Consider the following 13,474-nt stretch of genomic DNA (forward strand, 5'->3'; position numbering starts at 1 on the left):
TGCCGATTTCACGTCCGGGGCGATTGTCCCGTACCCTTGATTGGCTGGTCGTGGTAAGTCGCCCGACAGCACCCACACATCATGCCTGAGCACCGTCACGCCGCCGCGCGTCCCACAGCAGCCGGGCCCTGGGTCATCGACACCAGGGACCTGGGTCGTCGCGCGGGCTCCAGCCGCGCCTACCGCCGAACGGTGCCCGCGGAGGGTGTCGGCCTCCTGGGCGTGATCGCGGTGCCGGCGGGGGGCGTGGTCGAACTCGACCTCCTGCTGGAGTCGGTGGTCGAGGGCGTGCTGGTGACCGGCGCCGCCGCGACGGTGGTCGAAGGGGAGTGCTCGCGCTGCCTGGAGCCGCTGTCCGCGGAGGTCGAGGTGGAGCTGACCGAGCTGTACGCGTACCCGGACAGCACCACCGACGAGACGACCGAAGAGGACGAGGTCAGCCGTCTGCAGGACGACCTGATCGACCTCGAACCGGTGGTGCGCGACGCGATCGTGCTCGCGCTGCCGCAGGTGCCGCTGTGCTCGCCGGACTGCCTCGGGCTGTGCGTCGACTGCGGCGGCAGGCTGGCCGATCTCGGACCCGACCACGGGCATGAGACGATTGACCCCCGTTGGGCTGCTCTTCAGGAGCGGTTCGACGGGAATCGTGACAATCCAGAGGAGAACTAGTCGTGGCCGTCCCGAAGCGGAAGATGTCGCGCTCGAACACGCGCTCGCGCCGCGCTCAGTGGAAGACCGCTGCCGTGCACCTGGTGGCCTGCCAGAACAAGGCCTGCCGCCAGCCGAAGCCGCAGCACGTCGCCTGCCCGACCTGTGGCCAGTACGACGGCCGCCAGGTCGTCCAGCCGGCCTGATCACCCCCTCTGGTGAAGGTAGCGGCGAATCGTGGGGGGTAGGTCGTCGCGCGGTCGGTCCGCCGACCGCGCCCCGTTGCTCGAAGCGCTCGGCGTCCCGTTGGACGCCGAGCTGCTGACGCTCGCCCTGACGCACAGGTCGTACGCGTACGAGAACGGCGGCCTCCCGCCGAACGAGCGACTGGAGTTCCTGGGCGACGCGGTGCTCAGCCTCGTCGTCACGGACCACCTGTACCAGACGCACCCCGACCTGCCCGAGGGGCAGCTCGCCAAGCTCCGCGCGAGCGTGGTGAACATGCACGCCCTCGCGGGCGTGGCCCGCGGTCTGGGTGAGGACGGTCTCGGTGGTCACCTGCTGCTCGGTCGTGGCGAGGAGCTGACCGGTGGCAGGGACAAGGCGAGCATCCTCGCCGACGGCCTCGAAGCCGTCATCGGCGCGGTATACCTGCAATTCGGCATCGACACCGCGCACCAGCTGGTCCACCACCTGTTCGACCCGCTGCTGGCCGAAGCGCCGCTGCGGGGCGCCGGGCTGGACTGGAAGACCAGCTTGCAGGAGTTGACCGCTTCGGCGGGCCTGGGCGTCCCCGAGTACCGGGTCGACGACCAGGGGCCCGACCACCGCAAGGAGTTCACCGCGACGGTGCTCGTCGGTGGCAGGCCCCACGGCACCGGCGACGGGCGCACGAAGAAGGAAGCCGAGCAGAAGGCGGCCGAGGCCGCCTACCGCGTGCTCCACGAACGGGTCCGCGCCGAGCAGGAAGCCGGTGCGGCCGGGAACGGTCACGCCTCCCACTCGGCGAACACGCAGACTTCACCTACTCAGGAAGACTGACGCCGAAATGTATGCCACGAACGTCCGGACGAACCGGCGCGCGCGCCACGCGCGTCCTTCCCGCCCGCTGAACGCCTCCCGCAACGGCGGCATCCAGGGCCTGGTCCTCGTGCGCGACACCGCCCAGGCGGGCGGTTGGATGCTCAAGCCGACCAAGCCGCAGGCCGCCGCGTACGAGCTCCTGGAGGAGCTGGAGCAGGCCGAGGCCGCCGCCGAGCGCGAGCAGTCCGAGGGCTGATCGACCGCCCGTGCCCGAGTTGCCCGAGGTAGAAGTCGTCCGCCGAGGTCTGCACGAGCACGTCGCCGGGAGGACCGTGGCCGCGGTCGAGGTCCTCCACCCACGAGCGATCCGCCGACACCTGCCCGGTGCGGCGGATTTCGCCGTGCGCCTGACCGGGCAGACCCTGGAGGCCGCGCGCAGGCGCGGCAAGTACCTGTGGCTCGACCTGTCGGGCGGCGACGCCATGCTCGCGCACCTCGGCATGAGCGGCCAGATGCTGGTCCAACCGGTCGGCGCGCCCGACGAGAAGCACCTGCGGGTGCGGGTGCGGTTCGACGACGACGGCCCTGAACTGCGGTTCGTCGACCAGCGGACGTTCGGCGGGCTGGCGCTGGCGGAGGTCGTGGAGGTCGACGGCGCCCGGCTGCCGCGGCCGGTGGCGCACATCGCGCGCGACCCGATGGACCCGGCGTTCGACCCGACCGCGGCGGTGGCCGCGCTGCGCGGGCGGCGGACCGGGGTCAAGCGCGCCCTGCTCGACCAGACGCTGGTGTCGGGGGTGGGCAACATCTACGCCGACGAGGCGCTGTGGCGGGCCAAGCTGCACGGTGAGCGGCCGACGGACCGGCTGTCCCGGCCCAAGGCCGCCGAGCTGATCGCGCACGCCGCGCAGGTGATGCGCGAGGCGCTGGGGCAGGGCGGGACGTCGTTCGACGCGCTGTACGTCAACGTGAACGGCCAGTCGGGCTACTTCGACCGCTCGCTGGCCGTGTACGGGCGGGAGGACGAGCCGTGCCGCCGGTGCGGGACGGCCGTCCGGCGCGAGCCGTTCATGAACCGCTCGTCGTACTCGTGCCCCCGCTGCCAGCCGAGGCCCAGGACCTGAGCGGGGGGCCGGTGAGCCGCGGGTAGGGCGCGGCGCGGGTCACCGGTGCGGCCTCACCGCGGTTCCGCGAGGCGTCGCAGGAGCGGGGTGACGGACCTGAGCGCGTCGCGCTCGTCCTCGCTGAGGCGGGAGAGCCGCTCGGAGAGCAGTTCCGCCTCGCCGTGCGCCAGCGACGCGATCGTGTCGCGGCCCAGCGCGGTGAGCTCGACGATCGTGGCCCGGCCGTCGGCCGGGTCCGACTCGCGCCGGACCAGACCGGTCGACTCCAGGCCGGTCACCACCGTGGTCGCCGTCGGCTGGGAGCACAGGGCCCGCACCGCTATCTCGCCGATCCGCATGGGCCCCAGGGAGGACAGCTCGGCCAGCACCAGCAGCTGCGTGGGCTGGAGCCGGCGTACGGAGGCGGACTGGCGCAGGCTCCGGGTCAGCCGGTGCACGGCGACCACGAGTTGTAACGCGTCCTGATTGGTCACACTGGTGGTCATCAAGGACCTCCTGGTGGCTCACCGTGAGTGAGCAAGTGTCCGAATTCGGACAGGACGTTCGCACTATCGCAGTACTCCTGTCCAGAGAATGGATTCATTCGCACCCGGATGTACTCACCTGTGTCCGCACCGATGCGGACTTCGGGCCACGACCTGGGATGGGCGGTTGACCCGACCCCGTCAAGACGGCGTCAGGGAACTCGCCGAACGTGATCGCGCGCGGCGGCCCGGCGCGTCCCGGGCGTAGTGTCCGAGCGTGACGAAGGTGCTGGTGGTGGACGACGAGCCGCAGATCGTGCGGGCCCTCCGGATCAACCTGTCGGCGCGCGGCTACTCCGTGCTGACGGCCCACGACGGCACGACCGCGCTGCGGGCCGCCGCCGAGGGCAAGCCGGACGTGGTGGTGCTGGACCTGGGCCTGCCGGACGTCGACGGCACCGAGGTGATCGCGGGCCTGCGCGGCTGGACGACCGTGCCGATCATCGTGCTGTCCGCGCGGGTCGACTCGACCGACAAGGTGGAGGCCCTGGACGCGGGCGCCGACGACTACGTGACCAAGCCGTTCGGCATGGACGAGCTGCTGGCCCGGTTGCGCGCGGCGGTGCGGCGCGGCGCCGTCGTGGAGGGCGAGGACGCGGTCGTGGAGACGGCGTCGTTCACCGTGGACCTGGCCGCGAAGAAGGTGCTGCGCGACGGCGCCGAGGTGCACCTGACGCCCACCGAGTGGGGCCTGCTGGAGGTGCTGGCCCGCCACCGCGGCCGGCTGGTGGCGCAGAAGCAGCTCCTCCAGGAGGTGTGGGGCCCGCAGTACGCGAAGGAGACGCACTACCTCCGGGTGTACCTGGCGCAGCTGCGCCGCAAGCTGGAGCCCGAGCCGTCCCGCCCCCGGCACCTGGTGACGGAGCCGGGGATGGGGTACCGGTTCGAGGTGTGAGCCCTCACCCGGCGGGGATCACCGGGTGCCGCTCGACGAGGACGGTCCCGCGCACCACCAGCTCCTTGTAGCGCGCCGCGATCCGTCCGGTGAGGACGAACTCCTTCGGCCGGTCGTCGGCGTCCACGAACTGGATCAGCCCGTCGCGGCGGCCCAGGCTGACGCACTGGTTGACGTAGCGGAAGTCGAGCGGCCCCGGTTCCCCGCCGCGCCGCCGCCGCGCCAGCGCCCGCACGGCCTTCTGCGCGGTCGGCAGGCCCGTCGCGCACGCCATGCGCAGCTCCAGGCCGTCCCGCCGCCTGATCACGGCGGCGTCGCCGATCGCCAGCACGTCGGGGTGCGAGACCGACGTGAGGGTGTGGTCGACCAGCACGCGGCCCGCGGCGTCCACCGCCAGCCCGGCCGCGCGGGCCAGGTCGGGCACGGCGAACCCGGCCGCCCACACCACCGCGTCGGCCGCGACCCGCCCGCCGGTGGCCAGCGCGACCCCGTCGGCGTCCACCGCGGTGACACCCGCGCCGTCGTGGACGGTGACGCCGAGCCGGTCGAACACGCGGCGCACGTGCCGCCGGCCCCTCACCGACAGCGCCTCCCCGAACCCGCCGCCCGTCACCAGCGCCACGGCCAGGTCCGGGCGCGACTCGGCCAGTTCCGCGGCGGCCTCGATCCCGGTCAGGCCGCCGCCGACGACGGCGACCGCCCGCGCGGTGGCGAGCGCCGCGGCGAGGCGTTCGGCGTCCTCCAGGGTGGACACCGAGTGCGCGTGCTCGGCGGCGCCCGGCACGCCCGGGCCGGCGTGGCTGCCCAGCGCGTAGACGAGCCGGTCGTAGCCCAGGGCGCCACCGGTGAGCCGGACCTCGCGCGCGGCGAGGTCGATGCCGGTGACCCGGTCGACCACGAGGTCCACGCCGCTGCCCGCCAGCAGGTCGCGCAGCGGGAGGTCCCGCAGCCGCCGACCCGCCGCCAGTTCGTGCAGCCGGACCCGTTCGACGAACCGGTCCCGCTCGTTGACCAGGGTGACCCTGGAGCCGGTCCACCTCGCCGCCAGCTTGGCGGCGGCCAGGCCGGCGTACCCCGCGCCGACCACCACGACGTGCTCTGCCATGTCCCCGTCCTCTCTCCGGAAGTGGAGCGGGGCCGGGGGCGCGGGCGTGACGCGCCTAGGGTGTGAAGCGTGTCACCCCTCTCCCTGGTCCACACCTGGCAGCTGCCCGAGCCGACCCGCGCCGCCGTGCGGGACCTGCTCGACGGGGCGTTCGACGGCGGGTTCTCCGACGAGGACTGGGCGCACGCCCTGGGCGGCGTGCACGCCCTCGTGCGCGACGGCGACACCCTCGTCGGCCACGGCTCGGTCGTGCGGCGGGAGATGCTGCACGGGGGCCGGTCGGTGCGCGTCGGGTACGTCGAGGCGGTGGCCGTGCGGGCGTCGCACCGCCGCCGGGGTGTCGGCGGCGCGGTGATGGGCGCGCTGGAGGACGTCGTGCGCGGCGGGTACGCGTTCGGGGCGTTGAGCGCCTCCGAGGACGGCGTGCCCTTCTACGCGGGGCGCGGGTGGCTGCGGTGGCGCGGTCGGACCTTCGCGATGACCCCGGGCGGGGTCGTGCGCACCGAGGAGGAGGACGACGGGGTGTTCGTGCTGCCCGCGGGGGCCGTGCCGGACCTCGGGGGCGACCTCACGTGCGACTGGCGCGACGGCGACGTCTGGTAGCGCGCCCTACGACGCCCCGGTGTCCGTCGTGGCGGTGGTCGGGGTCGTGGTCGCGCTCGACGAGGCGGACGAGGACGCCGGGGCGGACGACGGCGGGGTGCTCGGCGGCTGCGTGGTGGTCGCCCGCTGCTCCGTCGGCGTCACCGTGGTGACCCGCGCCGACTCCGTGGCCGGCCGCTGCTCCTCGGGCTTCGCCGCCGGCGCCTCGGGGCGCTGGGCGGCCCCCGCGCGGGTGGACACCGTGACGACGACCGTGGCCGTCCGGCCGTCGGGCCGGACGCTCTCCGACGTGGTGAACGACGCGTCCACGCCGGCGCGCGGCTCCGGCTGGGCGGGCGCGGGGTCGTCGGTGGCCATCATCGACGCGAGGGTGGCGATGACGGTGGCGATGACGGCGCCGCCCGCGGCGAGCAGCGCGACGGACGAGAACCGCTTCTTCGGCGACGTCTGGCGATCTTCCTCGAACACACCATCTCCCAGGGGAAACCCGGTCGATCGGCCGGGTTCCCGGGATATCGGCGGTTCGGGGGGCGATGTTCACCGCCCGGACCGGTCCTCCACACGATGGTGTGGAGGACCGTCACCGGTCGCGCGGGCGCTCGTTACGGCGTTTCGCTGCCCGTCGGAGCGGTCGTCGTGGTGGCGGTCGTGGTCGGCACCGTGGTGGTCGTCGTGGTCGTGGTGACCACCGGCGGCGGCGTGGTGGTCGTCGTGGTCGGCCGGCCCGGGTCGGTCGGCTGCCGCGTCGGGCCGGTGTCCTCGACCGTGGTGGTGGTCGTGGTGCCGTCCGCGTTGGTGACCGTCGTGACCCGGGTGCGCTTCGCGGTGGTCGTGGTCGTCGTCTCCGCCGCGGACGACGGCGTGCTCTCGGTCGTCGTGGTCACGCTGACCGACGGGGCCGCCGACGACGTGCGCGACGCGGTGGTGAGGGTGTCGCGGCTGACCACGTCCTCGCGCGGGGTCGGCGCGGGGGCCGCGCCGGGGCTCGCGCCCGCGAAGGAGGCGATGGTGGCGAACACCGTCGACACGGCGACACCGGACGCGGCCAGCAGCCAGTGCGGCGACACGCGCCTGCGCGAGCCGTCGGGCTCCGGGGTCCGGTACTCCGGTGTGCCCTGCTCCGGTGTGTCGTGCAACGGTGCTCCCAAGGTGATCTACCAGCCGAAGTTCTGGGTCCAGTACCAGCCGCGCGTGTCCAGGCCCACCCCGATCGTGGCGAACCCGCAGTTCAGGATGTTGCGCCGGTGCCCGTCGGAGTTCATCCACGCCGTCATGACCTGCTCGGCGGAGCGCTGGCCCTTCGCGATGTTCTCGCCGCCGGGGTTGGGGTAGCCCGCGGACCGCATCCGCTGGGCGAAGTCCACGCCCTCCGGGGTGGTGTGCGAGAAGTAGTCGCGGTCGGCCATGTCGGTGGTGTGGTCCTGCGCGGCCCGCACGACCCGCTCGTCGACCTTGAGCGGCGTGCAGCCGGCCAGCTCGCGGGCGTCGTTGACGAGCGCCACGACCTCGGCCTCGGGGGACGCGGCGACCTCGGTGGTCGTCGTGGTGGGCGCGGTGGACGACTCGCGGGGGGCGGTGGTCGTCGTCACCGGCGTCGTCGTGGTCGGCGCGGTGGTGGTGGTCGTGGTGGTCGTGGTGGTCGTCTCGTCGACCGACGGCGCGGCGGTGGTCGACGGCGGGGCCTCGGACTCGCGCCCCTGCGCGGGCTCGCCGATGCCGCCCACGCCGCCGATGCCGTTGCCCACGTCACCGTCCTGGGCCGTGCTCTGCCCGGTGAACGGCGCGAGCTGCTCGGGCCCCGCGAACGCGACCCCGGTCGCACCGGCCGCGCCGAGCAGCAGGCCGAGGAGCACGCCGATCACGGACCGATTACCGCGTCGTGCAGTCACGGTCGCGCACCGTACCACTAACGGGTGAAATGCCAGGATGGCCATCGTGGCTGAAGCAGAACCGGTCGTGCGCCTCACCGCCTGGGTGCGCGGGCACGTACAAGGGGTCGGATTCCGCTGGTGGACCCGATCACGAGCTCTTGAGCTGGGACTTGTCGGATCGGCCTCCAACCTGCGGGATGGCCGCGTGGAGGTGAACGCCGAGGGCCCGGAGTCGGCGTGCCGCCAACTGGTGGTCGCGCTGCGTTCCGGCGCTACCCCCGGTCGGGTGGAATCCGTCGTGGAGCGCTGGTCGGCGGCCCGAGGCGGCCTCACCGGTTTCGCGGAGCGTTGAACGCGCGACCGCCCGATGGCGTAGTACCTCGATGTGGACCGGGGCGAAGATGTCGTCAGGCAGCTGTACGGCCGTTGGCGCGGCCCGCTGCACGGCTACGTCCTGCGGATGGTCGGGGGTGACCACCAGCAGGCGGAGGAGGTGGTCCAGGAGACCCTCCTGAGGGCCTGGCGGCACGCCGGCGACCTCACGCCCGCCGACGCGGGGCCGTGGCTGCACACCGTGGCGCGCAACCTGGTGGTGTCCGGCTTCCGCAAGCGCGGCGGCCACGACCCGGAGGCCCCGGTCGAACCGCGGCGCCGGCCGCCGGTCGCCGACGCGGTGGAGCACGCCCTCCAGGGCTGGCAGGTGGTCGAGGCGCTGCGGTCCCTCGGCCCGGACCACCGCGACGCGGTGGTCGAGCTGTACTACCGGCGCCGCACGGTGGCCGAGGCGGCGGCGGTGCTCGGCGTCCCGGCCGGCACGGTCAAGTCGCGCTGCTTCTACGCCCTGCGCGCCCTGCGCGACGCCCTGGAGGAACGCGGGGTGACCCGGTCGTGAGCTGCGCGGAGACCATCGCGCTGGGCGCCTACCTGCTCGGTTCGCTCGACCCGGCCGAACGGGCGTGGTTCGAGCGGCACGCGCGCACCTGCGTCACCTGCCGCCGGGAGGTGGTGCGCCTCGCGCCGCTGCCCGGCCTGCTCGGGCAGGTCCAGCCGGCCGACCTGGAGCTGCCGTTCGACGACCCGGCCCCGACGCCGGACCTGTGGCCGCTGCCGCCCCTGGACGACCCGGCGCCGGCCGGACCCACCGCCCGGACCCGGCGCCGCCGGCTGCCGCTCGTGGCCGCCGGGGTGCTCGTGCCGCTGGTCGCGGTCGCGGCGCTGCTCCTGCCGTCGCCGCGCGACGACGCGCCGGACCGGGGCACGGTCAGCTGGCACGCCCTGGACGCGACCTCCGGCGTGGAGGCCCGCGCCGACCTCCTCGGCCGGTCGTGGGGCACGGAGCTGTGGCTGACCATCGGGAACGTGCCCAAGGGCATGAGGTGCGAGCTCGTCGTCCACGACCGCGCCGGCCGCACCGAGATCGGCGGCTGGTGGGGCACCGACCACGTCCCCGGCGACCGCGTACCCGGCGCCACCTCGTTCCCGGTGGAGGACATCGAGCGCCTCGACGTGGTGGTGGACATGAAGGTCCTGGTCTCGGTGGCGCCGTGATCGCGCAGGTCAGCCCCGCCCGGTCCGTGACCGGCCCGAACCGTTCTCGGTTACGCTGCCCGGCGTGCACCTCAAGAGCCTGACGCTGAAGGGCTTCAAGTCCTTCGCCTCGGCTACCACCCTGCGCTTCGAGCCGGGCATCACGTGCGTCGTCGGCCCCAACGGGTCGGGCAAGTCGAACGTGCTGGACGCGCTCCGCTGGGTGATGGGCACGCAGGGCGCGAAGGACCTGCGCGGCGGCAAGATGGAGGACGTCATCTTCGCCGGCACGTCCGGCCGCGCGCCGCTCGGCCGCGCCGAGGTGACGCTGACCATCGACAACTCCGACGGCGCCCTGCCGATCGACTACGTCGAGGTGTCGATCACCCGCCGGATGTTCCGCGAGGGCGCCACCGAGTACGAGATCAACGGCAACTCGTGCCGGCTCATGGACATCCAGGAGCTGCTCAGCGACTCCGGCATCGGCCGCGAGATGCACGTGATCGTCGGCCAGGGCCAGCTCGCCGCGATCCTGGAGTCCAAGCCGGAGGAGCGGCGGGCGTTCGTCGAGGAGGCCGCGGGCGTCCTCAAGCACCGCAAGCGCAAGGAGAAGGCGCTGCGGAAGCTGGAGGCGATGCAGGCGAACCTGACCCGCCTCACCGACCTCACCGCCGAACTGCGCCGCCAGCTCAAGCCGCTGGGCAAGCAGGCCGAGATCGCCCGCCGCGCCCAGGTGGTGCAGTCCGAGCTGCGGGACGCGCGGATGCGCCTGCTGGCCGACGACCTGGTGACGCAGCGCGAGGCGCTGGCCCGCGAGGAGCAGGACGAGGCGCGCGCCCGCGCCCGTCGCGCCGAGGTGGAGAAGTCGCTCCAGCAGGCGCAGTTCCAGCAGAACGAGCTGGAGGACCAGGTCTCGGCCGACGCGCCGAAGCTCCAGCGGGCCCAGGACACCTGGTACCGGCTCTCCGCGCTGGAGGAGCGGCTGCGCGGCACCGTGCGGCTGGCCGTGGAGCGCGAGCGGCACCTGTCGGCGGCGGTCGAGGCCCCGCGCGGCGGGCGCGACCCGGACGAGCTGGAGGCCGAGGCCGAGCAGACCGCGATGCTGGAGGAGGAGCTCCAGGAGGCGGTCACCGAGGCCCGGGTGGGGCTGGCGGAGGCCGTGGAGACCCGCGCCGAGCTGGAGCGGCAGGTGTCGGCGGCGGAGAAGGCGCACCTGGCGGCCGTGCGGGCGATCGCCGACCGCCGCGAGGGCCTGGCCCGGCTGTCCGGCCAGGTGGAGGCGCTGCGCTCCAAGACGAGCGCGACCGCCGAGGAGATCGAGCGCATGTCCACCGCGCTCGCCGAGGCCGCCGAGAGGTCGGAGCTGGCGCAGCGGGAGCTGGCCGAGGGCCGCGAGGCCACCGGCACCGAGGACGAGGACGACGTCGGGCTCGACGAGCGGCACCGGCTGGCCGTCGAGGCGGACGACGCGGCGCGGGGCCGGGTCGAGGAGCTGGTGAAGGCCGAGCGCGCCGCCGAACGCGACATCGCGTCGTGGAAGGCCCGCGTGGACGCGCTGTCGCTCGGCCTGACCCGCAAGGACGGGGCGGGCGCGCTGCTGGCGTCCCGGCTGCCCGGACTGCTCGGGTCGGTGGCCGCGCTGCTGACGGTGGAACCGGGCGCGGAGGTCGCGCTGGCCGCCGCCCTGGGTCCGGTCGCGGACGCGGTGGCGGTGGCGGCGGGTTCCGACGCGGTCGCCGCGCTGGAGTTCCTCAAGGAGCAGGACGGCGGGCGCGCGGGCCTGCTGGTCGGCGGCGCGCCGACGTTCCCCGACCGCTCCGGCAGGCCGCCGCTGCCGCCCGGCGCGCAGTGGGCCGTGGAGCTGGTGCGGGCGCCGGAGGCGTTGCGGCCCGCGCTGCACCGGGCGCTGGACGGGCTGGTCGTGGTCGACGACCTGCCGGCCGCGCGGGACCTCGTGGAGGCGCACCCGTCGGTGCGGGCCGTGACGCGCGAGGGCGACGTGCTGGGCGCGGACTGGGCCGTCGGCGGCTCCGGCGCGCGCAGCCAGAGCGTCATCGAGGTGCAGGCCGCGGTCGACGAGGCGACCGAGAAGCTGGCGCTCGCCGAGCGGGCGGCCGAGCAGCACACGGCGGCGCTGGAGGGCGCGCGGGCCGAGCAGCAGGCCAGGCGCGCCGAGGTCGCCGCCCTGAAGGAGCAGCTCAACGAGGCCAAGGTGCGCCGCGCCCGGTCCTCGGAGCGGCTCAACCGGCTCGCCGCGGCCGTGCGCTCCGCCGAGGCCGAGGTCGAACGGGCCCGCGCGCAGCGCGGGAAGGTCGAGGCGGCCCGCGAGGAGAACCTGCTCAAGCTGGCCGAGCTGGAGGAACGCCTCCTCGTCGCCCAGGAGCAGCAGGACCTGGAGGACGAGCCGGACACCGCGCACCGGGACGAGATGGCCGCCGAGCTGGCCTCCGCCCGCCAGGGCGAGGTGGACGCGCGGCTGTCGCTGCGCACCGCCGAGGAGCGCGCGCGGGCGTTGCAGGGCAAGGCCGAGGGGCTGCGCCGCGCCGCCCGCGCCGAGCGGGAGGCCCGGGAACGCGCGCAGCGCGCGCACGCCGCCCGTGCCCGCGGCGCCGTCGTCGCCAAGGCCGTGGTGCGCGGCGGTGAGCTGGCGCTGGAGCGGATCGCGGTGTCGCTCGCCCGCGCCGCGCAGGAGCGCGACGCCGCGCAGGAGCGCCGCGGCCAGCGCGAGGCGTTCCTCGCCCAGGTGCGCAACCTGGTGCGGGAGATGTCGGTGGAGCTGGAGAAGCTGACCGACGCCGTGCACCGGGACGAGGTGCTGCGCGCCGAGCAGCGGATGCGCATCGAGCAGTTGGAGACCAAGGTCGCCGACGACTTCGGCATCGGCCTGGACGACCTGGTCACCGAGTACGGCCCGGACGTGTTCATCCCGCCGTCGCCGCAGGAGGTCGCCGAGTACGAGGCGGCCAAGGAGCGCGGCGAGGCCGTCACCCCGCCGCAGCCGATCCCGTACGACCGCGAGACCCAGGTCCGGCGGGCCAAGCGGGCCGAGCGGGACATGTCGCTGCTGGGCAAGGTCAACCCGCTGGCGCTGGAGGAGTTCGCCGCGCTGGAGGAGCGCTACAAGTTCCTGTCCAACCAGCTGGAGGACATCAAGGCGACCCGGCGCGACCTGCTGACCGTGGTGAAGGACGTCGACGACAAGATCCTGGAGGTCTTCACGTCGGCCTACGAGGACGTGGCCCGCGAGTTCGAGGTCGTGTTCAAGGTCCTGTTCCCCGGCGGCGAGGGCAGGCTCGTGCTGACCGAGCCGGGCGACATGCTGACCACCGGCATCGAGCTGGAGGCCCGCCCGCCCGGCAAGAAGGTCAAGCGGCTGTCGCTGCTGTCCGGTGGCGAGAAGTCGCTGGCCGCGGTCGCCATGCTGGTCGCGATCTTCCGCGCCCGGCCCTCGCCGTTCTACGTGATGGACGAGGTCGAGGCGGCGTTGGACGACACCAACCTGCACCGGTTGATCAGCCTGTTCGAGCAGCTGCGCGAGCACTCGCAGCTGCTGATCATCACGCACCAGAAGCCGACGATGGAGATCGCCGACGCGCTGTACGGCGTCTCGATGCGCGGTGACGGCATCAGCCAGGTGATCTCGCAGCGCCTGCGCGCGCCGGAGGACAAGCCGAAGCGCGCCAAGGCCGAGCCCGCCGCCGAACCTCCCGCTGCCGAGCCCGCTGCCGAGCCCGCTGCCGCCGAACCTCCTGCCGCCGTCCCCGAGCCCGAGGTCGAACCCGGCGGGTGACCCCGCGCCGTGCGCAGGGTCGGGTCATGGGCGACGTCGAGGACCGCCCGCGGGAGTTGGTGGGGCGCGCAGGCCGAGCGCGGCGACCGGCAGTACCGGGTGGCCGCCGGGATCGGCATGCCCTCGTGGCGCGTCTCCACCGAGCTGCGGCGGACGAAGTGGCTCCGGGTGTCCACCGCGGTCCACGAGGCGGACGTCCTCTTCGTCGAGGGCGGCCTGGCGATCACCGCGGCCGGCGACCTGCTGGAGGTCCGGTCCGGGAAGCCCTCCGGGCTCCCCGGCTTCCTGGACGAGGCCGGCTACGCCGCCGTCGCGCGCACCGTCCACCTGTACCGGGCCGACCGGGGCGTGGACGAGGACGTGG

The 13,474-nt window shown here is 74.2% G+C and carries 16 protein-coding genes; 11 read left to right on the forward strand and 5 right to left on the reverse strand.

Translation table 11 applies throughout. From position 1 onward, the window contains the following. Positions 1–81 precede the first annotated feature (81 nt). The 5 genes from CKY47_RS20270 to mutM are packed head-to-tail and all read left to right on the forward strand — an operon-like array spanning position 82 to position 2,795. Complete coding sequence (locus CKY47_RS20270) at positions 82–669, forward strand: YceD family protein (RefSeq protein ID WP_306747464.1); 588 nt, start codon at positions 82–84, stop codon at positions 667–669. A 2-nt stretch (positions 670–671) separates the two neighbouring features. After that, positions 672–854 (forward strand): 50S ribosomal protein L32, encoded by a 183-nt coding sequence (gene rpmF, locus CKY47_RS20275; protein ID WP_306747465.1) that lies wholly within the window; start codon positions 672–674, stop codon positions 852–854. Positions 855–885: 31 nt separating this feature from the next. Then, a complete protein-coding gene (gene rnc / locus CKY47_RS20280; RefSeq protein WP_306747466.1) occupies positions 886–1,689 on the forward strand; it encodes a ribonuclease III in 804 nt (267 codons plus the stop codon). A gap of 7 nt (positions 1,690–1,696) precedes the next feature. Further along, positions 1,697–1,927 (forward strand): hypothetical protein, encoded by a 231-nt coding sequence (locus tag CKY47_RS20285; RefSeq protein WP_306747467.1) that lies wholly within the window; start codon positions 1,697–1,699, stop codon positions 1,925–1,927. A 10-nt stretch (positions 1,928–1,937) separates the two neighbouring features. Next, on the forward strand, positions 1,938–2,795 hold the full coding sequence (gene mutM / locus CKY47_RS20290) for a bifunctional DNA-formamidopyrimidine glycosylase/DNA-(apurinic or apyrimidinic site) lyase (RefSeq protein ID WP_306747468.1): 858 nt from the start codon (positions 1,938–1,940) through the stop codon (positions 2,793–2,795). Between the two features lie 53 nt (positions 2,796–2,848). On the opposite strand, the gene CKY47_RS20295 is transcribed toward mutM, so the two are convergent. After that, a complete protein-coding gene (locus tag CKY47_RS20295) occupies positions 2,849–3,280 on the reverse strand; it encodes a MarR family winged helix-turn-helix transcriptional regulator (protein WP_306747469.1) in 432 nt (143 codons plus the stop codon). Between the two features lie 256 nt (positions 3,281–3,536). On the opposite strand from CKY47_RS20295, the gene CKY47_RS20300 reads away from it, so the two are divergent. Continuing rightward, a complete protein-coding gene (locus tag CKY47_RS20300) occupies positions 3,537–4,214 on the forward strand; it encodes a response regulator (protein WP_306747470.1) in 678 nt (225 codons plus the stop codon). 4 nt (positions 4,215–4,218) lie between these two features. On the opposite strand, the gene CKY47_RS20305 is transcribed toward CKY47_RS20300, so the two are convergent. Continuing rightward, positions 4,219–5,319: an NAD(P)/FAD-dependent oxidoreductase gene (locus CKY47_RS20305; protein WP_306747471.1), complete on the reverse strand. Its 1,101-nt coding sequence runs from the start codon at positions 5,317–5,319 to the stop codon at positions 4,219–4,221. A gap of 69 nt (positions 5,320–5,388) precedes the next feature. Between CKY47_RS20305 and CKY47_RS20310 the strand changes: the two genes are divergently transcribed. Further along, a complete protein-coding gene (locus tag CKY47_RS20310; RefSeq protein ID WP_306747472.1) occupies positions 5,389–5,922 on the forward strand; it encodes a GNAT family N-acetyltransferase in 534 nt (177 codons plus the stop codon). A gap of 6 nt (positions 5,923–5,928) precedes the next feature. Here CKY47_RS20310 and CKY47_RS20315 read toward each other — a convergent pair whose 3' ends face one another. The 3 genes from CKY47_RS20315 to CKY47_RS20325 form a co-directional block, all read right to left on the reverse strand. Then, the gene (locus tag CKY47_RS20315; protein ID WP_306747473.1) at positions 5,929–6,390 is read right to left on the reverse strand and encodes a hypothetical protein; all 462 of its coding nucleotides are present in this window, start codon (positions 6,388–6,390) and stop codon (positions 5,929–5,931) included. A gap of 134 nt (positions 6,391–6,524) precedes the next feature. Further along, positions 6,525–7,058: a hypothetical protein gene (locus CKY47_RS20320; protein ID WP_306747474.1), complete on the reverse strand. Its 534-nt coding sequence runs from the start codon at positions 7,056–7,058 to the stop codon at positions 6,525–6,527. 18 nt (positions 7,059–7,076) lie between these two features. After that, complete coding sequence (locus CKY47_RS20325; RefSeq protein WP_306747475.1) at positions 7,077–7,811, reverse strand: CAP domain-containing protein; 735 nt, start codon at positions 7,809–7,811, stop codon at positions 7,077–7,079. 37 nt (positions 7,812–7,848) lie between these two features. Between CKY47_RS20325 and CKY47_RS20330 the strand changes: the two genes are divergently transcribed. From CKY47_RS20330 to smc, 4 genes are all read left to right on the forward strand, one after another. Continuing rightward, positions 7,849–8,145, forward strand: coding sequence for an acylphosphatase (locus CKY47_RS20330; RefSeq protein WP_306747476.1), 297 nt, complete (start codon positions 7,849–7,851; stop codon positions 8,143–8,145). A 33-nt stretch (positions 8,146–8,178) separates the two neighbouring features. Then, positions 8,179–8,685, forward strand: coding sequence for a sigma-70 family RNA polymerase sigma factor (locus tag CKY47_RS20335; protein WP_306747477.1), 507 nt, complete (start codon positions 8,179–8,181; stop codon positions 8,683–8,685). After that, on the forward strand, positions 8,682–9,341 hold the full coding sequence (locus CKY47_RS20340; RefSeq protein WP_306747478.1) for an anti-sigma factor family protein: 660 nt from the start codon (positions 8,682–8,684) through the stop codon (positions 9,339–9,341). Before CKY47_RS20335 ends, CKY47_RS20340 begins: the two co-directional genes overlap by 4 nt. 64 nt (positions 9,342–9,405) lie before the next feature. After that, positions 9,406–13,110 (forward strand): chromosome segregation protein SMC, encoded by a 3,705-nt coding sequence (gene smc, locus CKY47_RS20345; protein ID WP_306747479.1) that lies wholly within the window; start codon positions 9,406–9,408, stop codon positions 13,108–13,110. Positions 13,111–13,474 lie beyond the last annotated feature (364 nt).

The sequence above is a fragment of the Saccharothrix longispora genome, from assembly GCF_030852425.1.
GTDB lineage: Bacteria > Actinomycetota > Actinomycetes > Mycobacteriales > Pseudonocardiaceae > Actinosynnema > Actinosynnema longispora.

What these genes read in the sequence shown, in the direction of transcription:
- CKY47_RS20330 (WP_306747476.1), top strand. Translation starts at nt 7,849, where the DNA reads ATGGCCATCGTGGCTGAAGCAGAACCGGTCGTGCGCCTCACCGCCTGG.
- CKY47_RS20285 (WP_306747467.1), top strand. Translation starts at nt 1,697, where the DNA reads ATGTATGCCACGAACGTCCGGACGAACCGGCGCGCGCGCCACGCGCGT.
- CKY47_RS20305 (WP_306747471.1), bottom strand. Translation starts at nt 5,319, where the DNA reads ATGGCAGAGCACGTCGTGGTGGTCGGCGCGGGGTACGCCGGCCTGGCC.
- CKY47_RS20295 (WP_306747469.1), bottom strand. Translation starts at nt 3,280, where the DNA reads ATGACCACCAGTGTGACCAATCAGGACGCGTTACAACTCGTGGTCGCC.
- CKY47_RS20270 (WP_306747464.1), top strand. Translation starts at nt 82, where the DNA reads ATGCCTGAGCACCGTCACGCCGCCGCGCGTCCCACAGCAGCCGGGCCC.